This window comes from Streptomyces sp. NBC_00435, from assembly GCF_036014235.1.
Lineage (GTDB): Bacteria > Actinomycetota > Actinomycetes > Streptomycetales > Streptomycetaceae > Streptomyces.
Genome location: NZ_CP107924.1, coordinates 7,467,383 through 7,494,310, shown reverse-complemented (window position 1 = coordinate 7,494,310; position 26,928 = coordinate 7,467,383). Strand labels below are relative to the sequence as shown.

The following is a 26,928-nucleotide window of genomic DNA, read 5'->3' as shown; positions in this document are numbered from 1 at the left end:
ACGTTCCTCAGTAGTCGATGTCGACGACCGTGGGGCGGCCGAGGTCGGGCCGGTCGCTCAGGGGCAGTTCCGTTCCGGGCCGCTCCAGTTCCAGTACGACGATCTCGTTCGCGCCGGCACGCCACAGCGGGGCGGGCGCGTACAGCGTGCGCTGCGGGCCGCGCGGAGTGTCGTAGTGGCCCAGGAGGAAACCGTTCAGCCAGATCAGGCCCGTGCCCCAGCCGGAGAGGTCGACGAAACCGTCGGCCGGGGCCTCGGTGAGGGTGTGGGTGAAGCGGTGGAAGGCGGGCTCGCCCGGTGCGGGGGTGTCCCCGGACCACATCAGGGGGGTCAGGTCCGCGAGGGGCAGGGGCCGGATCTCCCACTCGAAGAGGTGCTGGTGGCCGTGGCGCACGGCCCGCGAGATGCCCTTGCGGTCGTCGATCAGCGGCCCGTAGTTGACCCGGCCCTGGGCACGGACGAGGAGGTCGAGGACGACTCCGGTCTCGCCGACGCGCAGGTCCAGGCCTTCGTCCGGGGCGTTGCGGTCCAGGATGCCCAGCGGCGCCCCGTCGGCGAAGACGTACGCGCGGTCGCCCAGACCGTCGATCCTGACGGGCATGGCGGCGCGCGGTCCGGTGATCGTGGTGCGGTAGTGGATCAGGCCGTGGTCCTGGCCGAGCTTCTCCATGGACTCGGGCGCGGGGCGCAGCAGCGGCGGACCGGCGAGGAGGTCCAGGTGCCCGAAGAGCGGAGCGGTGCCTGCGGCGACGGCGGGGGCCGGGGTCATCCTCGGCCGCGGCTCGGGCAGCGGGCCGTCCGGCAGCGGCACGTACCGGCCTATGACCTCGCGGAACGCGTGGAACTTCGGGGTCAGTTCGCCGGCCTCGCCGATGGGGGCGTCGTAGTCGTAGCTGGTGACGGTGGGTTGGTAGCCCGGGTCACCTGGACGGGATCCGGTGTGGTTGGCACCGGCCCAGTAGCCGAAGTTGGTGCCGCCGTGGGCCATGTAGAGGTTGACGGAGGCTCCGGTGGCGAGGAGTTCGTCGAGCGCCTGCGCCGCGTCCTGCACGGGGCGTACGTGGTGCTCCTCGCCCCAGTGGTCGAACCAGCCGATCCAGAACTCCATCGCGGTGAGCGGACCGGTCCGCTGGTAGCGGCGCAGGGAGGCGAGGCGTTCGGCGGGCTTGGCGCCGAAGGTGGCGGTGGCGAGCCGGCCCGGGACCATGCCGCCCTGCAGCATGGCGTCCTCCGGCCCGTCGGCGGTGAACAGCAGGCAGTCGACGCCGCGTTCGAGGAGACCGCGCTCCACGTGGGCGCGGTAGCGGGCGTCATTGCCGTACGAGCCGTACTCGTTCTCGATCTGGACGGCGACGACGGGCCCGCCGCGGCTCGCGAGGTGGGGCAGCAGTTCGGGAACGACGAGGTCGAACCAGCCGTCCACCTCGGCCTCGAACCGGGGGTCGGAGCAGCGCAGCCGCAGGCCCTCGACGGCGAGGAGGCGGGCGGGCAGGCCGCCGAAGTCCCATTCGGCGCAGATGTACGGGCCGGGGCGGACGATGACGTCGAGGCCGAGGTCCTGGGCGGTGCGCAGGAAACGGCCGAGGTCGCGCCAGCCGGTGAAGTCGGCCTTGCCCGGGGCGGTCTCGTGGAAGTTCCAGGGGACATAGGTGTCAACGGTGTTGACGCCCAGGGCACGCAGCCTGACGAGGCGGTCCTCCCACAGGTCGGGGTGGACCCGGAAGTAGTGCAGCGCCCCCGAAACGATGCGGTGGGGGCGGTCTGCGCGCCGGAAGCCGTCCTGGTCGTGCGTGAGCATGTGCTGACTCCCGGGAGAGGTCGAGATGCTGCCGTGAGGTGCGGGACGTGGCCGAATATATGAACACGTGGTCCGCGCCGTCAATGACCAGCTGATCGGGTTCGATCGAATCGAGCGAATCGATCGGCTCTGGCTTCTATGATGAGGGCGGCCGCGCGATGGGGCGGCCTCGCGGTGGGGCGGCCCTGTTGCGGAGCAGCACCGCGATGGAGCAGCACCGCGATGGGAGACCGAGGAGGATCCTTGAGACCACATGTGGACCAGCGCCGGGCCCGGGTGCTCGAACTCGTCCGGGCACGGGGCAGTGTGCGCGTGGCGGATCTCGCCCGGGAACTGGGCATCTCCCCCGTGACCCTGCGCAGGGACATCGAGGCGATGGCCGCGCGCGGCGAGATCCTGCGGAGGCACGGGGTGATCAGCGGTCCGGAGGCCGCTCCGGCCGCCGGAGTCCCTCCGACCGGGGTGCGGACGGGGGTGCGGACGGGGGTGGGCGGCGCGGACCGTGCGGGTGGCGGCGCTGGTGCCGCGCCGGCCCGCGGCGGCGGGCTGGTGATCGGGATGGTCGTGCCGACCACCGAGTACTACTACGCCGACGTCGTACGGGGCGCTCGCGAGGCGGTCGAAGCGCGGGGCGCACGGCTCACCGTAGGGCTGACCCGGTACCTGCCCGGCGAGGACCGGACGCAGGCGGACCGGCTGCTGTCCACGGGAGCGGGCGGGCTGCTGCTGACCCCGAACTGGAACGCCGGTTCACCCGGACCCGGCGAGGGGGCGTGGACGGCGGAACTGCCGGTGCCGGTGGTCCTGGTGGAACGGTGGGCTCCGCCCGGGCACCCGGCCGCGGCCCTGGACCGGGTCGCCTCCGACCACGCCCACGGTGCGGCGCGGGCCGTGCGGCACCTGGCGGAGCTGGGGCACCGGCGGATCGCGCTGGCCAGCCGGGAGACTCCGACCTCTGGGCGGCTGCGGGCCGGGTTCGCGGCGGCCGTGGGCGCGCTCGGGCTGGAACCGGCGCCGCCGTGGCCCGCCGCCGGGCCGGAGCCGGACTCGGAGGCGGGGGCATTCGCGCGGACGCTGGACTACTTGTGCGCGGCGGTGACGGAGGGCGGGGTGACCGCCGCCCTGATCCACAGCGACACGGACGCGATCATGCTGATCCCGCGGCTCCAGGCGCGGGGCGTGCGGGTCCCGGAGGACCTGGCGGTGATCACGTACGACGACGAGGTGGCCGGGCTGGCCGACGTACCGCTGACGGCCGTGGCCCCGGCCAAGCACGAGGTCGGGGAGAGGGCGGCCGCTCTGCTCCTCGACCGGCTGGAGGGCGCGGGCGCCGATGGCGGGCGGGAGGGGACGCGGCAGCATCTCGAACTTCTGCCCAGGCTGGTCGTCCGACCCGGGAGCGGCGGAGCGCTCGGCTCCGAATGAGTGTTTCGATCGAATCGCCGACCCGCTCTTGACTACATGATCATGTGTGCCAAGGATGGGGCTCCTGAACAGCCCTGGAGCCGCCTCTTTGGGGAGCGGCGGCTCCGGGGCCCCATCCCGTCCCGCGGGGACGGCCCGCCTCCACCCACGTGCCCTTCCCGGAGCCGCGACCGGGGTTTGTGACCACCTTCCTGTTCACCCCCGCCTCGACCGCCGCGGGCCGCCTGGCAGGACTTCGGATCTCACCGCAGGAGCCGTCAAGTGACCGACCCCGCCTCCTCTTCTCCCCGCTCCGCCTACCCCGATTCGCCGGCCTCCCCCACTTCGCCCGCCTCCCCCGATTCCCCTTCCCCCGCCGCCCCTTCCCCGGAGTCCCCGGGCCTCGCGGACTCCCCGGGCCCCGTGGACTCCCCGGGCCCCGTGGACTCCCCGGGCCCCGGGTCCTCCCCCGCCTTCCCGGCCTCCGCCGTGCTCCGCCGGCCCGTCACCGTCCTCGCCATGAGCCCCGGTACCCGGGATGCCGTACTCGGCGGCCGGATCCTGCCCGAGCTGGTACGGGTCGCCGACGTGGATCCCGGTCTGCTCGTCACCGACTTCCGCTCCGCTTCCGCCGAGGACGCCCTGCGGCGCCGGCTGGCCACGGCAGAGGTGCTGTTCACCGGGTGGGGGTGCCCTCCGCTGGACGCCGGGGCGCTGGCTCTGATGCCGCGGCTCCGGGCCGTCGTGCACGCCGCGGGCAGCGTCAAACACCATGTCACTCCGGCCTGCTGGGAGCGCGGACTGCTGGTGTCCAGCGCCGCCGCCGTGAACGCCCTGCCGGTGGCGGAGTACACGCTCGCCGCGATCCTCTTCTCCAACAAGCGCGTTCTGGAGTCCGCACACGCCTACCGGGCGGCCCGCGGCCCCATGGACCTGCTGAGCCGCTACCCCGCCGTCGGCAACTACCGCCGCACCGTCGGCCTGGTCGGCGCCTCCTTCATCGGCCGCCGCGTACTGGAACTGCTGCGCCCCTTCGACCTGCGGGTGCTCGTGCACGATCCGTACACGGACCCGGCCGAGCTCGCCGGGCTGGGCGCCGAGGCCGTCCCGCTGGACGAACTGCTGTCCCGCAGCGACGTGGTGAGCCTGCACGCGCCCGAGCTGCCGCAGACCCGCCGCCTGCTGGACGCCTCCCGGCTGGCCCTCATGCCGGACGGCGCCACCCTGGTGAACACCGCGCGCGGTTCGCTCGTCGACACCGCGGCGCTCACCGCCGAGCTGCTCTCGGGCCGGCTGTGCGCCGTACTCGACCACACTGAGCCCGAGGTACTGCCCGCCGCCTCTCCGCTCTACAACCTGCCGAACGTGCTGCTCACCCCTCATGTGGCGGGTTCGCTGGGCGGGGAGCTGGACCGGCTGGCGGCGGCCGCCGTCGAGGAACTGGAGCGCTACGCCCGGGGCCTCGCCTTCCAACACCCCGTGGACCGGTCCCGGCTCCCCTACTCGGCCTGACCCGGAGACGCGCCGGGCCGTTAAAAGATCATGCACGTGGTGGTGGCGTGGGCGATCAGTTTGCCCTGGTCGTCCATCACCTTGCCCTCCGCGGTGGCGGTGCGTCGGCCCGCGTGGATGACCTTGCCCTCCGCGGTGAGCACCTGTCCGTCCGTGCGGGCGGCCCGGATGTAGTTCACCTTGAGTTCGAGGGTGGTGTAGCCGGTGCCGGCGGGGAGGGTGGTGTGGACGGCGCAGCCCATGGCGGAGTCGAGGAGGGTGGCGGCGATGCCGCCGTGGACGGTGCCGAGGGGGTTGGCGAAGTCGGGTCGGGTGTCGAGGGAGACGACGATACGGCCGTGCTCGACCTCGTCGAAGCGCATGCCGAGCAGTCGGCCGATGGAGGGGATGTCGGCGGGGCGCTCGGTCTGCACCCAGCGCATCAGTTCCAGGCCTGACAGGGCGGACAGGTCGGTGGTGGTCACGGGCGTTTCTCCTAGCGGTGTTCGGCGGGTGGGAGGGCCGCACGCCCTGGTCGCGGGCGGTCGTGGATCCCGACGGCCGCCCGCATGGTGCGGAGCGAGTGCGGTGCGGAGTCGAGCGCGTGCGGAGTGGAGCGCGTGCGGAGTGGAGCGAGTGCGGAGTGGAGCGCGTGCGGAGTGGAGCGAGTGCGGAGTGGAGCGCGTGCGGAGTGGAGCGAGTGCGGTGCGGTGCGGGCTACGGCCGGGGCGGGGATCCGGCCGGGGGGCGGTCGCGCAGGGCGCACCGGAGCAGGTCGTGGATCTCGGCGGCGGCCGCCTCGATCGGGGCGGCGCTCCGCTCGGCCCGGCTCATGATCACCGCGCCTTCGACCGCGGCGATGATGAAGGAACCCAGCCTCCGGCTGCGTTCCCCTGTCAGGCCGTGCCGGACGAACAGGGCCGCGAAGGCTTCGCGCCAGCGGGCGAAGATCTCGGCGGCGGAGCGGGCGAGCTGTGGTGCGTCGTCGTTGGTCTCCACTGCCACCGCCACGATCGGGCAGCCGGCCCGGAATCCGCTCGCCACGAGCCGGTCTCGCCACATCACGAAGAACGCGTCGATGGCCTCCACCGGATCGTCCGCCCGCGTCATGGCGTCGGTCAGACCCGCGATGAAGTCCCCCGCCAGCGCCACCGCTTCGTCGATGAGCTGCGTCCGCCCGCCGGGGAAGTGGTGGTACACCGAGCCCCGGGGGGCTCCGCTGTGGGCGAGCACCCGGTCGATACTTGTCCCGCTCGCCCCGTACTCGGGCAGGAGGGCGGCAGCGCTGAGGATCATCCGGTCACGGCTGCCACCCTTGCGCGGACCCACCCGCTCCACCACCTTCCCGAGGCCGATGCGGCCCGCCATGCGGGCTACCTGGCGGTAACTTATGGGGTATGGCATAGAACATGCAAGAGGGGTGGCGGTGAGCGTTCAGCCGTCGGAGGGGAACCGGCCGGCGGGCCATCGGACTCCGAAGGTGCTGGCAAGGTGACGCGACCGCGGTGGCACGACCCGGACCGGCGCGACCCGACGCGGCTGCTCGAACGGTGTGGCTCGCCTCCGCCTACCGGGCCGAGGCCGCGCGGACCAGGGCCTCCAGGTGCTCCCGGCCCCGAGCGAGCTGCCCCGGCAGTTCGGCGGCGTCCGAGTACCAGCGCTTCTCGTACTCCCAGCAGAGCCAGCCCTGTTCCGGTACGAGGGCCACGGCCTCGGCGAGCGGCAGCGCTCCCGCACCGAGCCCGAGCGGGGTCAGCTCGTGCGCGGACCGCACGTCCTTGACCTGTGTGTACCCCAGGTAGGCGGCCAGAGCCCGGGCCGACTCGGCTGGTGACTCGCCACCGAGCCAGGTGTGCAGTACGTCCCACAGTGCGCCCGCGCCCGGGTGCGCGACCCGGTCGAGCACGCGGGCCGTCGCGGTCCCGGTGCGATGGGAGTCGTGGGTCTCCAGCAGGATCCGCACCCCGTGCCGCTCGGCGAAGGGCGCGGTCGCCCGGAGCCGGCGGACCGCGTGGGCATCGGCTGCCGCTGAGGGCAGTTCACCACCGCCGGGGAACACCCGGACGTAGGGGGCTTCGAGATCGGCGGCGAGCCGGACCAGGGCCTGGATTTCGGTGAGCACGGGTTCGTCGGGGCCGGGAGCGGCCACCTGGGCGTACCCCGCGATCCCGAGGGCGGTGACGCCCGCCGAGGCCAGGGTGCGCAGGCCGGCCGCTCGGTCGGCGGCGGAACTGCCGGGGTGCAGGGGCTCCTCGGGATGGGCCCGCAGTTCGAGGCCCTGGTAGCCGTGGGCCGCGGCGAGGCCCGCGGCTCGCTCCAGCGCGGTGCCGGGAAGTCCGAGGGTGGAGAAGGCGTACCTCACCGGCGGGGCCCTCCGGTGACGGCGAACGGCCATGCCGTGGCGTCACCCGGCCCGGCGGGCGGCGGTGCCGTGGAGGCGCGCACCATCAGCTCGGCGGGCAGGGTGGTGATGCCGCCGGGGGGCAGTGCCCTGCGACCCGTGACGTACTGGGCGGCGAGCACGCCCGCCTCGCGCAGCGGCACCCGGACGGTGGTGAGGGTGGGCGCGGTGTCGATACAGACGGGCAGGTCGTCGAAGCCTGCGACGGAGACGTCCTCGGGTATCCGCAGGCCCGCCTCGCGCAGGGCGGCGGACACCCCGGTGGCGACGGTGTCGTTGGCGGCGGCCACGGCGGTGAAGGGAGTGCCCCGGCGCAGCAGTTCACGGGTGGCGTCGTATCCGGCGGAGCGCTCGAACCCCGCGTGCACGGTGAGGGCGGCGCAGTGCCCCGCCAGCTCGGGGTCGTGGTGGCTCAGGGCGTCCCGGTGTCCGGCGAGGCGCTCCCGGGTGGTGCTCAGGCCGGGTGGCCCGGCGACGTAGGCGATGTGCCGGTGGCCGAGCGTCAGCAGGTGCTCGGTGAGCCGGAAGGCGCCGCCCCGGTCGTCGAACATGACGGTGGCGACGGGAAGTCCCGCGGACATGGGCAGCGGCGGGCGTCCGCACAGTACGACCGGGGCGCCGGTGGCCGCGATGCGCGCGAGCCGGGCGGTGAGCGCCCGGGTGTGTTCCGGTTCCTCCACGGCGCCGCCGGTCAGGACGACCCCGCCGGCCCGCTGGCCCTCCAGGAGGGCGAGGTAGTCCAGCTCGGCGGCCGGGGCTCCCTCGGTGTTGCAGACGACGGCGAGCCTGCGCGCGTCGCCGTGACCACCGGAGGTGAGGGCGCTCTGCAGGGATCCGGCGAGGATCCCGAAGAAGCTGTCGGCGACGTCGTGGACGAGGACGCCGACGAGGTCCGAGGTCGCGGCGGCGAGTGCCCTCGCGGGACCGTTGGCGATGTACCCGAGCTCCTCGACGGCTTGCTCCACGCGGGTACGGGTGGCGCCGGCCACCGGGTATCCGCCGTTCAGCACGCGCGAGACCGTGGCGGGCGATACGCCCGCGTGCACCGCCACTTCGGCGAGTGTGACCGCCATTGCCCCCTCCTTCCGATCCGTACCGGGCCATCGTCTCATCCGGTGCGTGGATCTCCATACTCGCCGATTGAGAAAGCGCTTTCTATCACCCGTTCGAGTCTTGTGCCGTCGTGTTGCGCGGCTCTAGCCTGATCGCAGTGAAAGCGCTTTCTATCCTGCTTTCCCGCAACACCGTATGAGCAGGACCGCATGAGCAGGACCGCACGAGCGGCACCGCACGAGATAAAGGAGGGGGACACCGTGGAGCGCAGGACGATCAAGATCGCCATGAACGGCGTCACCGGACGGATGGGATACCGCCAGCACCTGGTCCGCTCCCTGCTCGCACTGCGCGAGCAGGGCGGGCTGGACCTCGGCGACGGCACGGCGCTGTGGCCGGAGCCGGTGCTGATCGGGCGCCGCGAGGCGGCCCTGCGGGCCATCGCCGAGAAGCACGGGCTGGAGCACGTGAGCACGGACCTGTCGGCGGTACTGGCCGACCCCGAGGTCGAGATCTACTTCGACGCCCAGGTCACCAGCGCCCGCGAGGCGGCCGTGCGGCAGGCCATAGCGGCCGGCAAGCACGTGTACTGCGAGAAGCCCACCGCCCTCACCTTCGAGTCCTCCCTGGAGCTGGCCCGGCTGGCCGACGCCGCCGGGATCAAGCACGGAGTGGTCCAGGACAAGCTGTTCCTGCCGGGCCTGCTGAAGCTGAAGCGGCTCATCGACGGCGGCTTCTTCGGCGAGATCCTCTCCGTGCGCGGCGAGTTCGGGTACTGGGTCTTCGAGGGCGACTGGCAGCCCGCCCAGCGCCCTTCGTGGAACTACCGGACGCAGGACGGCGGCGGCATCGTCGCCGACATGTTCCCGCACTGGGAGTACCTGCTGCACGAGCTGTTCGGCCGGGTCCGCACGGTCCAGGCGCTGACGCGCACCCACATCGGCCGCCGCTGGGACGAGGAGGGCAAGCCGTACGAGTCCACCGCGGACGACGCGGCGTACGGGACCTTCGAGCTGGAGGGTGGTGCGGTCGCGCAGATCAACTCCTCCTGGGCGGTCCGGGTCAACCGCGACGAGCTGGTGGAGTTCCAGGTGGACGGGACGCACGGCTCTGCGGTCGCGGGGCTGCGCGGCTGCCGGATCCAGCACCGCGCGGCGACGCCGAAGCCGGTGTGGAATCCGGATCTGCCGCTCACCGAGCGGTTCCGCGACCAGTGGCAGGAGGTTCCGGACAACAGCCCCGCCGACAACGGCTTCAAGGCCCAGTGGGAGCTGTTCCTGCGCCACGTCGTCCTGGACGAGCCCTGGCAGTGGGACCTGCTGGCCGGGGCCCGCGGCGTGCAGCTCGCCGATCTCGGGCTCCGCTCCTCGGCCGAGGGTCGGCGGCTCGTGGTACCGGAGGTGGCGCTGTGAGCATCCGACTTCCGTCGGTGGACGGCGGGTTCCGCACCCACTCCCCAGTCACCGCCCCGCTGGCGCCGCTGACCTTCGGCCCGGCCCGCAGCCGCACCTTCTATTCAGCCGCGCACGTGGTCGCCGACCCGCTGTTCGCCTCGTCCGAGGCGGAGCCGGTGATCGACTGGCAGAGCACGCTGGCCTTCCGGCACCGGCTGTGGTCCCAGGGCCTCGGGGTCGCCGAGGCCATGGACACGGCTCAGCGCGGGATGGGACTGGACTGGCCGGCCGCGGCGGACCTGATCCGCCGGTCGGCCGCCGAGGCCCGTTCGGTGGACGGCCGGATCGTCTGCGGAGCGGGTACGGATCAGCTGGCTCCGCACACCACGCATTCCCTGGCCGCCGTCACCGCGGCCTACGAGGAACAGCTGGCGCACGTGGAGGCCTGCGGGGCACCGGCGGTGCTGATGGCCTCGCGGGCCCTGGCCGCGGCGGCGCGCGGCCCGGAGGACTACCTGGAGGTGTACGGGCAGCTGCTGCGGCAGAGTTCCCGGCCGGTCGTCCTGCACTGGCTGGGGCCGATGTTCGACCCCGCGCTGGAGGGCTACTGGGGCCACGAGGACCTCGACGAGGCCACGGACGTCTTCCTGAAGATCATTTCGGAGTATCCCGGGAAGGTCGACGGGATCAAGGTCTCGCTGCTCGACGCGGGGCGCGAGGTGGGGATCCGGCGCCGGCTGCCGGCGGGAGTGCGCTGCTACACCGGCGACGACTACCACTATCCGGAACTGATCGCCGGGGACGGGGAGCTGGCCAGCGACGCCCTTCTGGGCATCTTCGATCCGATCGCGCCGATCGCGGCGCGGGCCGCGATCGCCCTCGACCAGGACGACCCGGTGGGATTCCGGGAGCTGCTCGATCCGACGGTGGCGCTGTCCCGGCACCTGTTCGCGCCGCCCATCCGCTACTACAAGACGGGGGTCGTGTTCCTGGCCTGGCTGGCGGGGCACCAGGGGCACTTCTCGATGGTGGGCGGACTGCACTCGGCCCGCTCCCTCCCCCATCTCTCGACCGCGTACGAACTGGCCGACGACCTGGGCCTGTTCCCGGACCCGGAGCTCGCCGAGTCCCGGATGCGACAGCTTCTGGCCCTGCACGGGGTGACCTCGTGAGCCCGGCACCGGCGCCGGACCGGTTCAGCCTGAACCAGGAGACGATCCGGCAGTGGTCGCTGCCGGAGCTGGTCGCCGGCTGCACGGCGGCCGGAGTGTCCGCGGTCGGGCTGTGGCGCGATCCGGTGCGGCGGTTCGGGGTGCGGGAGACGGCGAAGCTGGTCGCCGGGGCCGGCCTGCGGGTCAGCTCGCTGTGCCGGGGCGGCTTCTTCACGGCCGCCGACCCGGTGGGAAGGGGAGCTGCTCTGGAAGACAACCGCCGGGCCGTGGAGGAGGCCGCCGAGCTGGGCGCCGACACTCTGGTCCTGGTCTCGGGCGGGCTGCCGGCAGGGGACCGGGACCTGCGCGGAGCCAGGGAGCGCATCGTCGGCATCCTGGGCGATCTGGTTCCGTACGCCGCCGCGCACGGGGTGCGCCTGGGGATCGAGCCGCTCCACCCGATGTACGCGGCGGACCGCTGTGTGGTCTCCACCCTGGGGCAGGCCCTGGACATCGCCGAGCGGTTCCCGGCGGAGCAGGTGGGCGTGGTCGTCGACTCCTACCACCTGTGGTGGGACGAGCGGCTCCCTTCCGAGGTGCGGCGGGCCGGCGAGACCGGGCGGATCGTGTCGGTCCAGGTGGCCGACTGGGTGACCCCGCTCCCGGAGGGCGTGCTGCTGGGCCGGGGCCAGCTGGGCGACGGCTCGATCGACCTGCGGGCCTTCCGTGAACTGACCGACGCCGCCGGGTACCGGGGGCCGGTGGAGGTGGAGATCTTCAATCCGGGGCTGTGGGCCCGGGACGGTGGGGAGGTGCTCCGGGAGGTGATCGACCGCTATCGCGAGCACGTCACGTGAGGTAGCTGGGGGGCAGACACCCCGGGGGCCGGAGCGTTTCAGTCAAAGGAGACTGCGATGACAGATGTGTGGAGCCGCCGCGCCTTCCTCACGGCGGTGGGCGGAAGCGTGGTTCTGCTCGGCACACCCGCCTTCCAGGCGGCCGCCGGGACGGTGACATCGGTCCACGAGGCCATGCGCACGGTGTGGCAGGGCCTCGTCCTGGGGCCCCCGTTCTCCCCCGCCGCGGAGCCCTTCCGCACCCGGCTGGCGGCACTGGGCACGCAGGCGGGGCAGTGGCGCTCCGCCATGGCCCCGGCCACCGGTTCGCTCTGGCCCGACCAGGTGTTCACCACGGACCCCGAATGGATGGCGCAGAGCTACTACCGGCTGCGCGGCATGGCGGAGGCCTACGCCCGGCCAGGGACGGGACTCACCGGCGACGCCGGACTGCGCACGGCCGTACTGACCGGGCTGGACCATCTCCACGCCCAGGTCTACAACGCCGGCCAGGCGCGGTACGGCAACTGGTGGTGCTGGCAGATCGGCGCCCCCCCAGGCGCTGCTCGACACCGTCGTCCTCATGTACGGCCAGTTGTCCGCCGCCCAGCTCGCCGGCTACTGCGCCGCCGTGGACCATTTCGTGCCGGACTCCTCGGTCGGCACGTACACGGGGACGAGCACCGGAGCGAACCGGGTGGACCTGTGCCGGGTGCTCGCGCTGCGCGGCGTGGTCGGCGGGGACGACGCGAAGATCGCCCTGGCCCGGGACGCCCTGTCTCCGGTCTTCCCGTACGTCTCCACCGGTGACGGGCTCTACCGGGACGGCTCCTTCATCCAGCACACCTACGTCGCGTACACCGGGTCGTACGGGTCGGTCCTGCTCGGCGGACTGGGCATGCTGTTCGGCCTGTTGAAGGGGACGGCGTGGGAGGTCACGGATCCCGGAGCGCGGACGGTCTTCGACGCGGTCGAGCACGCGTGGGCGCCTTTCCTGTTCAACGGGCTGGTCATGGACGCCGTATCGGGACGGGCTCCCAGCCGGGGCGTCCAGGTGGCCGATCCCCTCCAGGCGCAGATGGACGACCACACCCGCGGGCACGCCGTTCTCGCCGCGATCCTGCTCCTCGCCGAGGGTGCGAGCAGTGCCGACCGGGCCCGCTGGCAGGCCCTGGTGAAGGGCTGGGCGGCGCGGGACCACTACAGTCCCCCGTCGGCGGACCCCACCCAGACCCTGTCCGCCCTGGCCAGGTTCTCCGGGCTCGCGGCGGACACCTCGGTCACGGCCGCGCCCGAGCCGGTGGCGCACCGGCTGTTCCCCTCGATGGACCGGGCCGTGCACCGGCGGCCGGCCTGGGCCGCCTCCCTGTCCATGGCCTCGAAGCGGATCACACACTACGAGACGGGCAACGGCGAGAACCTGCGCGGCTGGCACACCGGCAGCGGCATGCTCTGCTGGTGGGGCTCCAGCTACGGGAACGGCCAGTACTCGGACGCGTTCTGGCCCACGGTCGATCCGTACCGGCTGCCGGGGACGACCGTGTCGCGCAAGGTGCTGGCCGACGGCGCGGGCGGCGACTGGGGGGCCTCCCGGCCGGACGCCATCTGGGTGGGGGGTACGACGGACGGAGAGTTCGCGTCGGTGGGCCAGCACCTCAAGGGGCTGGGGAGCACCCTCACGGCCCGCAAATCGTGGTTCTTCCTCGACGACACGGTGGTCTGCCTGGGCGCGGGGATCACTGCCACCGACGGCACCGCGGTCGACACGGTCATCGACAACCGGAATCTGGGCGCGGACGGCAGCCACGCGCTGACCATCGGTGGCACGGTCCAGCCGGCCACTCTGGGCTGGACCGCCTCCTTCCCCGGGCCCGGCTGGGCGCACCTGGCGGGCTTCGGCGGGTACGTGATGTCGGGGCCGGGCACCTTCAGCGCGCTGCGGCAGGCCCGCACCGGCCGGTGGAGCGACATCAATCGGAGCGCTTCCACCACGGCCCTGACCCGGCGGTACCTGACCCTCTGGTACGACCACGGGACGGACCCGGCCGGCGGGAGTTACTGCTATCAGCTGATGCCGGGCGCGTCAGCCGCCCGGACCTCGGCGCGGGCCGCCGCCACGGGATGGCTCACGGTGCTCTCCAACAGTGTGACCGCCCAGGGTGTGACGGTGGGCCCGCTCGGCTTCACGGGCGTCAACTTCTGGCAGGCCGCGACGGTGGGCACCCTGCAGGCGAGTGCTCCGTGTTCGGTGACGGTGCGGGAGCGCTGCGACGGCACGGCCGTGGTCCGCGTCTCGGACCCGACCCGCACGCTCACGGCGCTGACCCTGGTGTGGAGCCGGCCCGTGATCCAGGTGCTGTCCCGGGCCGCGAGCGTGGTCTCGGCGACCACCGGGGCCATGCTCCAGCTGGGCTTCGGCAGCCTCACCGCACTGGAGGGGGCCGGCCAGGAGGTGGTGGTCCGGCTGGGGTGACCACCAGGCTCCGGGCACGATCGCCGGTCTCCGGGCGCGCTCTCCCGGCCGGATCCCCGGCCGACCCGCGGGGCGGTCAAAGACCAGGCACACGGTGACATAACGTGCCCTGCATGGATCAGGAGCACATAGCCGGGGACGGCGAAGGCGCGGGCAGGCGGCGGTTCCTCGCCCTGGCGACGGGGGCGGCGGCCACCGCCGCCGGGCTGGGGGCCGTGGCCGGCTGCGCGAACGGGGACGCCGGTGCGGCGGACGGGTCGGGGCCCGGCGAGAGCCCGAAGCCTTCCGGCACGCCGGAGAAGGGCGGGCCGCACGGCTTCGACGTCAAGGCCGAGAACGCCCGCACGGGGAACGCCGACTGGCAGGTCACCAAGGCCGGGCCGGCGCGGGCCATCGAGGGCTTCGCCGACAGGGTCAGCGTCCTGCCCGGCGAGTCCTTCGGGCTGCACGTCTCCACCACCGCGCCCCGGTTCACCGTCTCCGCCTACCGCATGGGCTGGTACGGCGGAGCCCGGGCCCGCCTGGTCTGGCGGTCCGAGGCCCTGCCCGGGGCACGCCAGCCCGACCACACGGTGGATTCCGCGACCCGTATGGTCCGCACGCGGTGGACCCGCAGCACCACCGTCGAGACCAAGGACTGGCCCGAGGGCTGCTACCTGCTCCGTCTCGACGCGCAGGGCGGCGAGGGCCAGCGGTTCGTCCCCGTCACCGTGCGGTCCGCCGGCGCATCGGGACGTACCGTCGTCGTCAACGCGGTGGCGACCTGGCAGGCGTACAACCGGTGGGGTGGCTACGGAAGTTACGACGGCCCCAGTGGTGGGTACGCCTCCCGCTCGCTCGCCGTGACCTTCGACCGGCCCTACGAGTACGACGACGGCGCGGGGCTGTTCCTCGTGTACGAGGCTCCGCTGCTCGCGCTCGCCGAACGCCTCGGCATACCCCTGGCGTACACGACGACCACCGACGTCGCCCGGGAGAAGCGGCTGCTGGAGGGCGCGTCGGCCGTCCTGTCCCTCGGGCACGACGAGTACTGGTCGCCCGAGCAGCGCGCGCACTTCACCGCCGCCCGGGACGCCGGCACCAACATAGCGATCCTCGGCGCGAACTGCTGTTACCGCCGGATCCGACTGGAGGCCTCCGACCTCGGACCGGACCGTACGGTGGTCTGCTACAAGTCCTCCTACGAGCAGGACCCCGGGTTCAAACGCGGCCATCCTGCCACCGTCGACTTCCGTTCCCCGCCCGCCGCCGACCCGGAGAGCTCACTGCTCGGCGTGATCTACGACGGCTACCCGGTGGACGCCCCGTACGTGGTGACCAACCCCGGCCACTGGCTCTTCGAGGGCACCGGCGCCAAGGCGGGCGACGCGTTCGCGCACCTGGTCGGCGTGGAGTACGACAAGGTCGACACCGGTTTCACGACCCCTCGCCCGATCGAGATCCTGGCCCACTCCCCCGTGGTCTGCGAGGGCCGGCCGAGCCACCAGGACACGGCTTACTACACGGTGCCGAGCGGCGCCGCCGTGTTCGCGACCGGAACGATGCGTTGGGTCGAGGCCCTCGACGCGACGGGCGACGGGCGCAGTGGCGCCAACCACGGCCTGGACGCGCGCTCGGGCGCCCTGACCGCGCGGGTGACGGAGAACCTGCTGCGCACCTTCGCGGCCGGCCCCGCGGGACGGACGCATCCGGCGCAGGACAACGTGAGGGCGGTGTACGGGGGTTCCGGTTCGGGTTCGGGGGCGTGAGCCGTTACGGCACCGTCGTCTCCACCGCGCCCGGTGGGAACCCGCACGGCGAAGAGCGCCCGGCACGGCGTTCGGCCGTGCGCTCGGCCGTGCGCCAGGGACCGGGTTCAGGCGGACGCGGTGCCACGGCGGTCAGGCGTGAGGAGGTAGGCGATCGCCATGTCGCCATGTCGCCGAGTCCGTCGGCGTACTGGCGCCTGGCCGCCTCGCCGGTGGCGGGGTCGGGGGGTACGGAGTTGTGGAAGCAGGCGCCGCGGACGGCGCGGGGCAACCCCCTTTCGGACGTCGCCACCGGCCCCCATTGGCTTCCCTCCGGCTGGGCCTCCCTCGGCCAGCTGCTCCCCCCGGGCGCCTCGGGCAGTCTCCTGCGGGCCAACGCGTTCTTCGACGGCACGGACGCGGGTCTGCCCGCCCTCGTCCTGACCCTCTGGTGCGGATTCGGCGCCACTCCCGCCCTGCTCGCCACCGGCGCGACTAGCGCTCCGCCGGCACCGGCACCGGCACCGGATCCAGCGCCGGCCGCGAGGCACTCGCCGCCTGAGCGCCCGGAGCCCCGTTCCGCACGCGGAGCGGCCCAAGGCCGCGAAGGGGTCCCCGGCCTCGAGCGGGCACCGACCCCAGGAGGCCGAGCCGGAAGGCCGAGGCCGCGAGCCCGTGGAGGCCGTATCCCTGAGCCCCATCGCCCTCGCGGCGAAGCCGCCGCGGTGGACGGCGGACCGCCGGCTCCTGGCACTCTCCTGGCTTTCAGTGCTGCCCGGTCTGCCGGGCCCGGCGCATGGCCTCGCGGATGCCCCCGCTGACGGACTCGCCGTCGCCGGCAGGAGCAGGGTCACGGCGGCCAGTCCGTCGATCCGGTCGAGGAAAGCCAGGGCCGCGCGGCCGTCATGGGTGACCAGCGCGTCGCCGGTGAAGAACAGGCCATGCTCGGGGACCAGGTACCCGGTACTCCCCGGGCCCTACTCCAGCCGCTGATCGGCACCGAAGGATCGCACGCCGGGAACAGCGGGGCCCTGAGCGCCCCCTTGCGGGCCAGCGGCAGCGGAGTGACGATCACGGCGGGCCGGCGCGTCGGGGAGGGCGGCACGGAGCGCTCGGGTTTGGAGTGGCGCGTGGCGCTGCGCGGGCCGCCGCGGAGCATCCCGGTGCCCTGCTGGCGGAACCGAATGCCGGTGCCGCCCCACTGGAGGGCGCGGGCGAGCGCAGTGTGGATGCCCAGCACCACTCCGCGCCGGCGTCCCGTCGTTGGGAAACGGGCGACACGCACGCCAGCCTTCGCCTGTACGCCGTGTTCGTCCGCGGCGTCCACGAGCGGCCCACCCCCTGGCCGCCCTGCTTGCCCGGGCCGCTCCCGACGTCGGGCAGGTCCTCGCCCTCTCAGCGAGGAAGAGCGGATGACCGGTGTCACCGCTTTCATCACCCCCCTCACCGGGACGGGTGTCCTGCCCCACGACACCGACACCGCCCGCCTGGCGGACTCCTGCCGGGTCCCTGCCGGGCCGAAGCTGGCACACCGACGTCGGTAACACCGCCCCCGCACCGGACGCCGTACACCGCCGGGCGGCTCGGACTCCGCCGCGCCGGCTCCCACCCCGGACCCGGGCAGCCCGGCTGTCGGCTCGAAAGGCCTGGACTCCCCAGTAAGGGATGTTTAGGATCATGTCGCGGCATCGCGTGTCGGTCACCGGCTGGGTGAGACATGGAGGTGCCGGGACATGCCTTTCGGAGGCATCCACTCATGACCGTCCAGCTCAACCACACGATCGTCCACTCCCGCGACAACCGGGAGTCCGCGGAATTCCTGGCGTACTTCCTCGGCCTCGAAGTCGGGGCACCTTGGGGCCCCTTCATCCCCGTCGAGACGGCCAACGGCGTCACCCTGGACTTCGCGACCGCCCCGGACGGGTCCATCACCCCGCAGCACTACGCGTTCCTCGTCTCCGAGGCCGAGTTCGACGAGGCCTTCGCGAAGATCCAGCGGGCGAAGATCACCTACTTCGCGGACCCGCACGGCCGCCACCCCGGCGAGATCAACCACAACGACGGCGGGCGCGGCGTGTACTTCCAGGACCCCTCGGGGCACGGCATGGAACTGATCACCCGGCCGTACGGCGGCTTCAAGGAGTAGGACCGGGGCGGGGTCCGTGGCCGCCCCGAGCGGATGCGGCGGCGGCACGGCACCCCAGCGGGTCGGCAGCGCGGCGTCCGCACCTCCGCACCTCCGCACCTCCGCACCTCCGCACCTCCGCACCTCCGCACCTCCGCACCTCCGCACCTCAGTCGAGCATGCGCCGCATGACCCACTCCGGTAGCGCCGGGTTCCGTGCGGCCGCCCTCGCCGTCTCCTCGTCGCCGAGCAGCCCGGCCAGGGCGGCCACCGGCAGCCGCGGGTGCTGGGCGGCGAGCCGGCGGACGTACGGGTCCGGGTCCTCGAGCAGACGTAGCGCCGACTCCGCGGACAGCCGGGGGTCGGTCGCGGCCCGGGCCCGCACCTCCTCGTCCCCGTCCCGGCTGAAACGTTCCACCAAGTCCGCCGTCGAGTCCGGGTCGTCCAGCGCCAGCTGCCGCAGCCGCCGGTTGGGGTCCTGCGCGTGGCGCAGCAGGTCCCGGCCGGGGAAGTTCGGGTGGCCGTAGGGCCGGTTGGGCGTGGAGAGGCTCCCGGTCCACCAGTTCCAGACCTCGAGCAGCATGTCCGCCGGGGCGTCGTCGCACTCCTCCGCGAGGAAGAGCCGCACGACCCGGTCCTCGTCCCCGGCCAGCCGTTCCACGACATCGGCCGGCAGCCGCCGGGACCTCGCCACGCTGCCGCGGAGCACGGGATGGACGGAGGCGGCGAGCCGCCGCATCGCCTCGGGGTCACCGTGCAGGGCCACCACCCACGGTACGGTGCGGCGCATCCCGTCCAGCTCCAAGCCCGCCAGGAGACCGGTCCGCTGCTCCTCCGTCAGCTCGGGCCGCACCGATACGGCGAGGCGTACGGCGTGCTCCGGATCGGCGGCGAGCACGGCGACCAGGTCAGGGCCCAGGTAGGGTTCTCCGCGAGTCTCCGGCGCACGGAGGGCTCCTCGTCCGCGCAGAGCCGGGCCGCGAGGTCCTGTTCCAGCCGCAGCGTCTCCACGGTGCCGTACTTCCCGTGCAGGGTGTGGAAGAGCTCGCCCGTGACCGGGACCTCCTCGTGTCGGGCCACCGCGACCGCCCTCCGCACCACCTCGGCGGGGTCCCCGGTCAGGCGGTCCCGCACCTCGTCCCGGAGCTCCGCCCAGGCCGCCTCGCAGACGGCCGCGCGCACGGCCGCCGCCGGATCGGAGGCCAGCGCGGCGAGCAGCCGCCCCGGCAGACCGGGCAGGCTCGCGGCGTCCGCCCTGACCGCGTGGGACCTGACGGTGGCCACCGCCTCGTACGCTTCCTCCGTCAGCGACACCCCGGCGTCGGCCGCCAGTGCCGCCACCGAGTACCTCCACTGGGAGCCGGCCTCTGCCAGGACGAGCCTGGACCACTGGTCGGCGGTCAATGGGACGCAGGTCCGGGTGCCGGTCCTGGAGAACCGCATCGTGCCGCCCCGGTACTCGGCGAGCCCGCCGCGCACGTTCCGGTCCGGGTGCCCGATCGCCGTCTCCAGTACCGCCTGCGGCAGGTCGGGCCGGTGCAACACCTGCTCGCTGACGCCGATCAGCCCCACCAGGATCCCGTCGGGCGCGGCACGGTTCATGCTCAGGCCCTCGCGCCGGGCCCGGCGCAGCCTCTCCCCCACCGCCTCGCCGAACTCCAGACCGTCCCAGCCCGTCATGTCAGTGCCCCGCCCGCTCCCCATCCTCCGGAAGGTAGACGATGCTCGGCGCACCCGTCGTAGGGTGGGTACCGATGCGGGTGCGGACCCCGTACACCGCTGCCAGCAGCGGCTCCGTCAGTACCTGTGCCGGGGTGCCCGATGCGGCCACGCGGCCGCCCGCCAGGACGTACAGGCGGTCGCAGTACATCGCCGCCAGGTTGAGGTCGTGCAGGACCAGCAGGGCGGTGGCCGGCAGGGCGCGGACCAGGCCGAGGATCTCCAGCTGGTAGCGGATGTCGAGGTGGTTCGTCGGCTCGTCCAGGGCGAGCAGGCCCGGGTCCTGGACGAGGGCGCGGGCCACCAGGGCGCGCTGGCGCTCGCCGCCGGAGAGCCCGTCGAAGCGACGCCGCGCGAGGGCGGCCGCGCCGACGGTCTCCAGGGCCTCGGTGACGCGTCGAACGTCGTCGGGGCCGTCCTGCTCCCAGAACCGTTTGTGCGGGCTGCGCCCCATGGCCACCACCTCGCGCACGGTCAGCCCGAAAGTGCCGGCCGCGTCCTGGGGCACGACCGCCACCCGCCGGGCGCGGTCCTTGACGCCCAGCGTGGCCGCGTCCTGGCCGTCCAGCACCACGCGCCCGCCGCTCGGGCGCAGGGTGCCGTAGACGCAGCGCAGCAGCGTCGTCTTGCCGCTGCCGTTGGGCCCGACCACGCCGACCGTCTCGCCGGGACGGGCGATGAGATCGATCCCGTGCAGCAGCGGCTGCCCGTCGATCTCGTAACGCACGTCCTCGACGGCGAGTTCCGCCGGCCCCGGGGCGGGCCTGGTTCCGGACCTGGTTGCGGGCCTGGTCCCTGCCGTCATCCCGCAACCCCTTCGCCACGGGTGGACCTGCGCAGCATCCACAGGAAGAACGGCCCGCCGACGAGCGCCGTGACCACCCCGACCGGAATCTCCTCCGGCGCGGCGGCGGTACGGGCGACCAGGTCGGCCAGGGTCAGGAACACCGCGCCGCCCAGGGCGGCCACCGGCAGCAGCGCCCGGTGTCCGGCGCCGACGACCATACGGGCGGCGTGCGGAACCATCAGCCCCACGAAACCGATCGCACCGCTGGAGGCCACCAGCACCCCGATGACGAGCGAGGTGAGGACGAAGACGGCCGCCCGGAACCGGCCGGTGTCCAGGCCCAGTGTGTGGGCGCCCTCCTCCCCCGCGAGCAGCAGGTCGAGCGGCCGGGCGAGGGCGATCAGCAGTCCGGTGCCGAGGATCAGGGCGCCGGTGGGCAGGGCCAGTTCGCCCCAGCGGGCCCCGCCGAGTCCACCGAGCGTCCAGAACAGCACGCTGCGGATCTGGTCGGGGTGCGCGGCCAGGACCAGGATCAGGCTGGTGAGGGCGGACAGGACGTACTGGACGGCGACTCCGGCGAGGATCAGCCGGCCGGTGGTCATGGCGCCGCCGCGCCGGGCCATCGCATAGACGGCGACGAGTGCGCCCGTCGACCCGGCGAAGGCGGCGAGCGGTACGGCGGCTCCGCCCGCGAATCCGAGGACACCGGCGCCGAGGACGATCACCAGTACCGCTCCCGCGGAGGCCCCGGAGGAGGCCCCGAGCAGGAACGGGTCGGCGAGCGGATTGCGTACGAGGGCCTGCAGCACGGTTCCCGCGACGGCCAGTCCCGCGCCGACGACGGCCCCCAGCAGGACGCGCGGCATCCGGACGTCCCACACGATCGCACCGAAGGCGCCCGCACCGCTTCCCGGTCCGGGTCCCCCCAGCACGATGTCGAGCACCTGGCCCGGAGAGATCCGTACCGGTCCCAGGGCCAGCCCCGCCACGGCCGACGCGGCCAGCGCGGCGGCGAGCACGGCCAGGACGACCGGCGTACGGGTGAGCGCGCGGGCGAACCGCTGCCTCACGCCGCGGCGGGGTGCAGCTGGCGGCCCAGAGCTTCGACGGCGTCGGCGACGCGGACGCCGAGCACGGCGCAGGACAGCGGCAGCACGACGAACCGCTGGTTCCTGATCGCGGGAACCTGCGCCAGCGCCGGGTCGTTCAACAGGCGCTGCTTCTTGGCTTCGACGGTGGTGCCGCCGTAGTCGTAGATGAGGACGACCTCGGGCTTGCGCTCGATGACCTTCTCCCACGACACGTCACCGAAGGTGTCCTGGAGGTCGGCGAACACGTTCGTCCCGCCCGCCAGCGAGACGATCTCGTTGCCGATGCCTTTGCCTCCCGAGGTGAAGGCGGAGGCCTCGCCCGAGTCGTAGACGAAGACGGTGGGCCTGGCCTTGTCCTTCACCCGCCCGCTGACGTCGTCGATGCGGCGCCGCTCGTCCGCGATGAGCCTCTCGCCGCGCTCGGGCACTGCGAAGGTCCGGGCCACCTCGGTGATCTCGGTCCTGAGCTGGTCGAGGCCGACCTTGCCGTCGGTGCAGTACTCCACGCTGAGCCGGGAGTTGATGCCTGACTTCGCGAGGCCCTCGCGGTCGCGGCCCTGCGCCTTGTCGAAGGCGCTGGAGTAACCCCCGTACACGAAATCGGGGTTGGCGCCGAGAAGGACCTCCCTGGAGGGGTACTCCTTCGCCAGCACCTTGATCTTGTCGTAGGCGGGCCGGTAGGCGGGGAGCACCGCGTCGTCGAGGTAGGCCGTCCCGGCCATCCTGTCCTCCAGCCCGAGGGCCAGGAGGATCTCGGTGGCGTGCTGGTTCATGGCGACGGCGCGGCGCGGTGGCGCCTGATAGGTGCTGCTGACACCGCAATTGGTGACGGTGTACGGAAATCCGGGCGCGGCGTCCGATCCCGCGGCCTTCGCCCCGGTCGCCGGCCCGGCCGGAGCCCCGCAGGCGGCCAGCGGTATCAGGAGCGGGACGGGCAGGAGCGCGCGCAGAAGTGCGCTGGGGTACGACGGCATGACGAAGCCTCTCCGGGGGATCCGCGTCCCCTGGTCGAACCGAAAAGGCGGTGCGTCAGTGTCTGGCTCCCGGTTCCCCTGGGGGGATCCGGTCACAGTGGCGGGACCGCACCGGATTCGCACCGGTTTCCTGTCCTGCACCGCCTGGATGACCCGGTCCACTCTGCCATACGGAGGGCGGTCATCCGTTCGGGCGCAGCACCTCGGCCGTCCGGGAGGCGAGCGCCCGGAGGGCCTCGTCGGAGGGGGACCCCGGCTCGGCGGTGTAGAGGTAGAGGGCCTGGTCGGGATCGTCCGGGAGGGTCAGGGACTCGTACTCCAGCGCCAGTTCGCCGACGACGGGGTGGCGGTAGCGCTTGGTGCCGTGGGTGTACTCGAGCACGTCGTGCGCGGCCCACCAGCGCCGGAAGTCCTCGTCCTTCTCCGAGAGCTCGCCGACCAGGGGGCCCAGCTCGGGGTCGTACGGGTGCCGGCCCGCGTAGAGCCGCAGCGCGGCGACGGCTCCGCGCGCGGAGGTCTCCCAGTCGGCGAGCAGTTCGCGGGCCGCGGGGGCGAGGAAGACGAATCGGGCGAGGTTTCGGTCGCGGTGGGCCAGCGCGTCGAAATCGGTGTACAGGGCCTTGCCGAGCCGGTTCGCGGCCAGGACGTCCAGCCGGTGCCCCATGATCATCGCCGGGGTGCCGTCCAGGGCCTCCAGCACCCGGTACAGCCCCGGCCTGACGCGCTGCGGAACGGCGGCCCCGGAAGCCCGGTTGGCGCCGGCCGCTCCGCGCCCGGACCCGTGCGCGGAACCTTGTCCTGGCCCGTGTCCTGGCCCATGACCCGGCCCGTGGCCTGGCCCCCGCCCGCCGGCCTGCTGCGGCCGGGCCAGGTCGAAGAGGTGGCTGCGCTCGGTGGCGTCGAGCCGCAGCGCGCGAGCCACCGCGTCGAGGACCTCGGCGGAGACGTGCAGGCTGCGGCCCTGCTCCAGCCGGACGTAGTAGTCGACGCTGACCCCGGCCAGCTGCGCGACCTCCTCGCGGCGCAGCCCGGGCACCCGCCGCCGGCCCGCGTGCGCGGCGGAGCCGATCTCCTCGGGCGCGATCCGGGCACGCCGGGAGCGCAGGAAGTCCCGCAGATCGGGATTGGGCTCGCGCCCGGCGGTGGCGGTCATCCCTCCAGGCTAGGCCGTCCCCTTCGGATCTCGCCGGTGGCGCCCGGGCTGGAACGGAAGCAGCCGATCCGCCGTAAGGGTGGCCTGTCGTACCCCCTGGGCGGCTTCAGCCCCGGGGCGGCCGGTGGAGCCCGCCGGACGGCGCTCTCCTGCAGGGGAGGCCCGGCCACCCCTGCGCCGCTCCCCCCATTACCGTTTTGGTTGCCCCGCAACGGGGCGCCCGGCCTTCGGAGTCGGCATGACTTTCTCCCCCTGTCGATCGCATGTCTTGGGGGGTGGTGTCACCGGCTCCGGAGGCATCGACAGACCGCTGATTAGGGGCATGACCACCGGCTTCTTCGCAGGTCGGGAGGCTCTTCGTAATGTGGATGTGGCGATCGGTGCCGTGGGACGGCCGGGCGACGGGGACGACCGGAGGACGCACGTGATCGACATCAGCGGCATCGGCGCCTTCCTCGGCCTGGACGTCGGCAAGGGCGAACACCACGCCACCGCCGTCACGCCGGCCGGGAAGAAGGCCTTCGATAAGCGGCTGCCCAACAGTGAGCCCAAGCTCCGCGAGGTCTTCGGGAGACTGCAGGCCAAGCACGGGACCGTGCTGGTCGTGGTCGACCAGCCGGCCTCCATCGGCGCTCTGCCGCTCGCAGTCGCGAGGGACATGGGCTGCCCGGTCGCCTATCTGCCCGGGCTGACGATGCGACGGATCACTGATCTCTATCCGGGCGAGGCCAAGACTGATGCCCGCGACGCGTTCGTCATCGCGGACGCGGCCCGCGTCATGCCCCACACGCTCCGCTCGGTCGATCTCGAGGAGGAAACCATCGCCGAGCTGGAGATGATCGTCGGCTTCGACGACGACCTCGCGGGTGAGGCAACCCGGATCAGCAACCGTCTCCGCGGCCTTCTCACGCAGATCCATCCGTCGCTGGAACGGGTCCTGGGCCCGCGAGTGCAGCATCCGGCGGTGCTCAAGCTCCTCGACCAGTTCGGTTCCCCAGCCCAGATCCGCAAGGCCGGACGCCGTCGCCTCGTGACCTTGATACGTCCCAAGGCGCCGCGGATGGCCGAGCGGCTGGTCGAGGACATCTTCACGGCTCTGGACGAGCAGACCGTCGTCGTCCCGGGCACCGACGCGGCCGCATTGATCGTCCCCAGCCTCGCCAACTCTCTCCAGGCAGTGCTTGACCAGCGAAAACTCCTCGCAGCCCGGATCGAGGAACTGCTGGAGCTCCACCCTCTTTCCAAGGTCCTGACGTCCATGCCGGGGATCGGCGTCAGGACCGGAGCCCGCATCCTCATCGACGTCGGCGACGGCAGTTCGTTCCCGTCCGCCGCTCACCTCGCTGCCTATGCCGGCCTCGCCCCGACGACCCGCAGTTCCGGTTCGTCGATCCGCGGCGAGCAACCATCCCGACGCGGAAACAAGCAGCTCAAACGGGCCTTCTTCCTCTCCGCGTTCGCAGCCCTCGCCGACCCGGCCTCCCGGGCCTACTACGACAAGAAGATCAGCCAGGGCAAACACCACACCCAAGCACTCCTCTGCCTCGCCCGACGACGAGCCGACGTCCTCTTCGCCATGCTCCGAGACGGCACCTTCTACGAACCCCAGACCGCCCCATCACCTTGACCAAACCCATAGGGGCACCCCCCCTTCCCGCAAAGGAGAACCCCGACCTCTCTCCGGATCCTGGCCACCCGCCGATCGTGCCGCGGGTCCTCTGCTTCAACCCAGGTTCGTGAGCGCCGACTTCGACCCGGTCGGGCACGTCAGGTTCGGGGGCGCCCGCGCCTCGACGGCACGGCAGTCCCTGAACGCCGCCCAGCTCGACCTTCCCGCCGAAGCCAGGGTCATCCGAGTCTTCCGACGCTGGTGGCGACCCGCCCATTGACGGCCCCGATCGGCGCGCGGTCGGTGGCCCAGAAGCTGGACGCCCCCCGGGCGCGGACCAGCCGGTACTGGGCCGGCCGGGTGACCGGCCTCGGGATCTGCGCGGCCAACGACGGTCAGGACCTGGCCGCCGAGCCCCTGTCGGTCACGCTCAGGGCCCGCGCCCAGGCCCGCACCGAGCACCGAGCACCGAGCACCGAGCACCGGTACCGGTACCGGTACCGGTACCGGTACACGGGCAACCGCCGCGGCCGCGACGGTCCGCACCGACGGGGAGGCCGGCGCCCCCGTGTCACAGCACAGTCACAGCCACCCCACAGGCCTCCGAGCCGGGCGACCATGACCCGATGCGCAGACATCACCTGGTCATCGCCCTCACCGGCGCCGGGCTCCTCGCCCTCACCGGATGCGGTGGCGAATCCGGCAAGTCGACCCCCAAGGCCTCGGATCCGGCCCCCACTTCGGCGCCGACCTCGGCCACGCCGAGTGGCAGGCCGAGCGCCGATCCGAGCTCGGCACGCCCCGACATCGGATTCCCGCCGAGCCCCCAACCCGCGCAGCGCGCCGCGTACCTGGCCGCGCTCAACAAGATCGACCCCGAGATCGTCAACGGGAAGGACGACAAGGCCGTCTCACGCGGTCTCGACCAGTGCCAGTCCATGAAGGGCGAGAAGGACCCGACCAAGCGAGTGGCCGGCGCCAACCAGCGGTTCATCGGGCCCAACCACCCCGACGGGTTCGGTCCCGTCAAGTCCGCACTGATCGTGGCAGCCGTCCAAGCCAACCTCTGCCCGACCTACTGACGTACCGACCTACCGACCCCCTGTCCGCCCAGCACCACTTGGCGAAGCGCGGCGCCCCCACGTAATGCGTTGGACAGGCCTCCGGTGCTGGGCGAGCATCTCCGCGATGAACAACGAACTTCTCCCCACCCCCCAACGCGTCCGCTTCGTCGAACTCAGCGAAAAGGCGCTGCGCGCGCTGGCCGACGGCGACCTCGCCGGCGGCAGCGCCGCGGCCGGGGTGGCCCTTGACGAACACTTCGTCGGAGAACGGGCCCGCTGGATCTTCGGCTACCGCGCCGACCAGCTCGCCAGGGATCCGTCCGCCGCACCGTGGACCACGCGGGCCGCGGTGTCCGAACCGGACGGGACCGTCGTCGGTGACGCCGGGTTCCACGGGCCGCCGGACGAGGCCGGCATGGTCGAGGTCGGCTTCACGGTCGTGCCCGGGCACCGCCGCCAGGGCTACGCCCGCACCATGCTGGCGGCGCTGCTCGCGAGGGCCGCCGCCGACCCCGGTGTCAGGACCGTGCGGGCCCGCATCAAATCCGACAACACCGCCTCCCTGGCCACCATCGCGGGCTTCGGTTTCACGCACGTCGGGGAACAGGGCAACGCACAGGAGGGGATCGTGTTCGTGTTCGAGATCCCCGCGGCCACGATCCGGGCCGCGTAGTCCTA

21 protein-coding genes, 2 pseudogenes and 1 riboswitch are annotated in these 26,928 nt (G+C 72.9%); of the genes and pseudogenes, 12 read left to right on the top strand and 11 right to left on the bottom strand.

Translation table 11 applies throughout. The features are described 5' to 3' along the window. Positions 1-7: 7 nt before the first annotated feature. The gene (locus tag OG389_RS33800; protein ID WP_328302742.1) at positions 8-1,798 is read right to left on the bottom strand and encodes a glycoside hydrolase family 35 protein; all 1,791 of its coding nucleotides are present in this window, start codon (positions 1,796-1,798) and stop codon (positions 8-10) included. 243 nt (positions 1,799-2,041) lie between these two features. On the opposite strand from OG389_RS33800, the gene OG389_RS33795 reads away from it, so the two are divergent. Both OG389_RS33795 and OG389_RS33790 read left to right on the top strand, forming a co-directional pair. Next, a complete protein-coding gene (locus OG389_RS33795) occupies positions 2,042-3,223 on the top strand; it encodes a substrate-binding domain-containing protein (RefSeq protein WP_328302740.1) in 1,182 nt (393 codons plus the stop codon). Positions 3,224-3,721: 498 nt separating this feature from the next. Next, positions 3,722-4,714: a hydroxyacid dehydrogenase gene (locus OG389_RS33790; RefSeq protein WP_328304296.1), complete on the top strand. Its 993-nt coding sequence runs from the start codon at positions 3,722-3,724 to the stop codon at positions 4,712-4,714. A 20-nt stretch (positions 4,715-4,734) separates the two neighbouring features. Here OG389_RS33790 and OG389_RS33785 read toward each other — a convergent pair whose 3' ends face one another. The 4 genes from OG389_RS33785 to OG389_RS33770 form a co-directional block, all read right to left on the bottom strand. Further along, complete coding sequence (locus tag OG389_RS33785) at positions 4,735-5,178, bottom strand: PaaI family thioesterase (protein ID WP_328302738.1); 444 nt, start codon at positions 5,176-5,178, stop codon at positions 4,735-4,737. 232 nt (positions 5,179-5,410) lie between these two features. Beyond that, on the bottom strand, positions 5,411-6,061 hold the full coding sequence (locus tag OG389_RS33780; RefSeq protein ID WP_328302736.1) for a TetR/AcrR family transcriptional regulator: 651 nt from the start codon (positions 6,059-6,061) through the stop codon (positions 5,411-5,413). A gap of 199 nt (positions 6,062-6,260) precedes the next feature. Then, positions 6,261-7,055, bottom strand: coding sequence for a sugar phosphate isomerase/epimerase family protein (locus tag OG389_RS33775; protein ID WP_328302734.1), 795 nt, complete (start codon positions 7,053-7,055; stop codon positions 6,261-6,263). Further along, complete coding sequence (locus OG389_RS33770) at positions 7,052-8,167, bottom strand: LacI family DNA-binding transcriptional regulator (RefSeq protein WP_328302732.1); 1,116 nt, start codon at positions 8,165-8,167, stop codon at positions 7,052-7,054. The genes OG389_RS33775 and OG389_RS33770 overlap by 4 nt, the downstream gene beginning before the upstream one ends. Positions 8,168-8,434: 267 nt before the next feature. Between OG389_RS33770 and OG389_RS33765 the strand changes: the two genes are divergently transcribed. The 7 genes and pseudogenes from OG389_RS33765 (at position 8,435) to OG389_RS33740 (ending at position 17,874) form a co-directional block, all read left to right on the top strand. Then, positions 8,435-9,559: a Gfo/Idh/MocA family protein gene (locus tag OG389_RS33765; RefSeq protein WP_443059485.1), complete on the top strand. Its 1,125-nt coding sequence runs from the start codon at positions 8,435-8,437 to the stop codon at positions 9,557-9,559. Continuing rightward, positions 9,556-10,713, top strand: a complete 1,158-nt coding sequence (locus tag OG389_RS33760) for a dihydrodipicolinate synthase family protein (RefSeq protein WP_328302730.1) — start codon at positions 9,556-9,558, stop codon at positions 10,711-10,713. Before OG389_RS33765 ends, OG389_RS33760 begins: the two co-directional genes overlap by 4 nt. Then, positions 10,710-11,549, top strand: coding sequence for a sugar phosphate isomerase/epimerase family protein (locus tag OG389_RS33755; RefSeq protein WP_328302728.1), 840 nt, complete (start codon positions 10,710-10,712; stop codon positions 11,547-11,549). Before OG389_RS33760 ends, OG389_RS33755 begins: the two co-directional genes overlap by 4 nt. A gap of 57 nt (positions 11,550-11,606) precedes the next feature. Next, positions 11,607-14,001: pseudogene (locus OG389_RS33750) on the top strand (polysaccharide lyase 8 family protein). 113 nt (positions 14,002-14,114) lie between these two features. Continuing rightward, positions 14,115-15,749, top strand: coding sequence for a N,N-dimethylformamidase beta subunit family domain-containing protein (locus tag OG389_RS33745; RefSeq protein WP_328302726.1), 1,635 nt, complete (start codon positions 14,115-14,117; stop codon positions 15,747-15,749). A 266-nt stretch (positions 15,750-16,015) separates the two neighbouring features. Then, positions 16,016-16,213, top strand: a pseudogene (locus OG389_RS36920) (hypothetical protein); the annotation flags it as partial. A 1,271-nt stretch (positions 16,214-17,484) separates the two neighbouring features. Beyond that, positions 17,485-17,874: a VOC family protein gene (locus tag OG389_RS33740; RefSeq protein ID WP_328302724.1), complete on the top strand. Its 390-nt coding sequence runs from the start codon at positions 17,485-17,487 to the stop codon at positions 17,872-17,874. A gap of 148 nt (positions 17,875-18,022) precedes the next feature. Here OG389_RS33740 and OG389_RS33735 read toward each other — a convergent pair whose 3' ends face one another. The 6 genes from OG389_RS33735 to OG389_RS33710 all read right to left on the bottom strand — a co-directional run bounded on the left by OG389_RS33735 (position 18,023) and on the right by OG389_RS33710 (position 23,577). Continuing rightward, positions 18,023-18,751, bottom strand: coding sequence for a hypothetical protein (locus OG389_RS33735; protein WP_328302722.1), 729 nt, complete (start codon positions 18,749-18,751; stop codon positions 18,023-18,025). Continuing rightward, positions 18,691-19,533, bottom strand: a complete 843-nt coding sequence (locus OG389_RS33730; RefSeq protein ID WP_328302720.1) for a hypothetical protein — start codon at positions 19,531-19,533, stop codon at positions 18,691-18,693. The genes OG389_RS33735 and OG389_RS33730 overlap by 61 nt, the downstream gene beginning before the upstream one ends. Position 19,534: 1 nt before the next feature. Further along, positions 19,535-20,377, bottom strand: a complete 843-nt coding sequence (locus tag OG389_RS33725) for an ABC transporter ATP-binding protein (RefSeq protein ID WP_328302718.1) — start codon at positions 20,375-20,377, stop codon at positions 19,535-19,537. Beyond that, positions 20,374-21,429, bottom strand: coding sequence for a FecCD family ABC transporter permease (locus OG389_RS33720; RefSeq protein WP_443059382.1), 1,056 nt, complete (start codon positions 21,427-21,429; stop codon positions 20,374-20,376). Before OG389_RS33720 ends, OG389_RS33725 begins: the two co-directional genes overlap by 4 nt. After that, positions 21,426-22,424, bottom strand: coding sequence for an ABC transporter substrate-binding protein (locus OG389_RS33715; protein WP_328302716.1), 999 nt, complete (start codon positions 22,422-22,424; stop codon positions 21,426-21,428). Before OG389_RS33715 ends, OG389_RS33720 begins: the two co-directional genes overlap by 4 nt. 36 nt (positions 22,425-22,460) lie before the next feature. Further along, positions 22,461-22,603: riboswitch (cobalamin riboswitch) on the bottom strand. A 2-nt stretch (positions 22,604-22,605) separates the two neighbouring features. Then, a complete protein-coding gene (locus OG389_RS33710; protein WP_328302714.1) occupies positions 22,606-23,577 on the bottom strand; it encodes a helix-turn-helix domain-containing protein in 972 nt (323 codons plus the stop codon). A 424-nt stretch (positions 23,578-24,001) separates the two neighbouring features. Between OG389_RS33710 and OG389_RS33705 the strand changes: the two genes are divergently transcribed. The 3 genes from OG389_RS33705 (at position 24,002) to OG389_RS33695 (ending at position 26,923) form a co-directional block, all read left to right on the top strand. Continuing rightward, positions 24,002-25,204 carry an IS110 family transposase gene (locus OG389_RS33705; RefSeq protein ID WP_328304257.1) on the top strand — a complete coding sequence of 401 codons (1,203 nt, stop codon included), beginning with the start codon at positions 24,002-24,004 and terminating at the stop codon, positions 25,202-25,204. A gap of 608 nt (positions 25,205-25,812) precedes the next feature. Beyond that, on the top strand, positions 25,813-26,268 hold the full coding sequence (locus OG389_RS33700; RefSeq protein ID WP_328302712.1) for a hypothetical protein: 456 nt from the start codon (positions 25,813-25,815) through the stop codon (positions 26,266-26,268). Between the two features lie 106 nt (positions 26,269-26,374). Continuing rightward, complete coding sequence (locus OG389_RS33695; protein ID WP_328302710.1) at positions 26,375-26,923, top strand: GNAT family N-acetyltransferase; 549 nt, start codon at positions 26,375-26,377, stop codon at positions 26,921-26,923. Positions 26,924-26,928: the final 5 nt, after the last annotated feature.

Bases quoted from the DNA above. Each gene is read 5' to 3' on its own strand.
- OG389_RS33800 (WP_328302742.1), bottom strand. From the start codon at position 1,798: ATGCTCACGCACGACCAGGACGGCTTCCGGCGCGCAGACCGCCCCCAC.
- OG389_RS33790 (WP_328304296.1), top strand. From the start codon at position 3,722: ATGAGCCCCGGTACCCGGGATGCCGTACTCGGCGGCCGGATCCTGCCC.
- OG389_RS33780 (WP_328302736.1), bottom strand. From the start codon at position 6,061: ATGGCGGGCCGCATCGGCCTCGGGAAGGTGGTGGAGCGGGTGGGTCCG.
- OG389_RS33770 (WP_328302732.1), bottom strand. From the start codon at position 8,167: ATGGCGGTCACACTCGCCGAAGTGGCGGTGCACGCGGGCGTATCGCCC.
- OG389_RS33765 (WP_443059485.1), top strand. From the start codon at position 8,435: ATGAACGGCGTCACCGGACGGATGGGATACCGCCAGCACCTGGTCCGC.
- OG389_RS33745 (WP_328302726.1), top strand. From the start codon at position 14,115: ATGGATCAGGAGCACATAGCCGGGGACGGCGAAGGCGCGGGCAGGCGG.
- OG389_RS33740 (WP_328302724.1), top strand. From the start codon at position 17,485: ATGACCGTCCAGCTCAACCACACGATCGTCCACTCCCGCGACAACCGG.
- OG389_RS33730 (WP_328302720.1), bottom strand. From the start codon at position 19,533: ATGACGGGCTGGGACGGTCTGGAGTTCGGCGAGGCGGTGGGGGAGAGG.
- OG389_RS33725 (WP_328302718.1), bottom strand. From the start codon at position 20,377: ATGACGGCAGGGACCAGGCCCGCAACCAGGTCCGGAACCAGGCCCGCC.
- OG389_RS33715 (WP_328302716.1), bottom strand. From the start codon at position 22,424: ATGCCGTCGTACCCCAGCGCACTTCTGCGCGCGCTCCTGCCCGTCCCG.
- OG389_RS33710 (WP_328302714.1), bottom strand. From the start codon at position 23,577: ATGACCGCCACCGCCGGGCGCGAGCCCAATCCCGATCTGCGGGACTTC.
- OG389_RS33700 (WP_328302712.1), top strand. From the start codon at position 25,813: ATGCGCAGACATCACCTGGTCATCGCCCTCACCGGCGCCGGGCTCCTC.
- OG389_RS33695 (WP_328302710.1), top strand. From the start codon at position 26,375: ATGAACAACGAACTTCTCCCCACCCCCCAACGCGTCCGCTTCGTCGAA.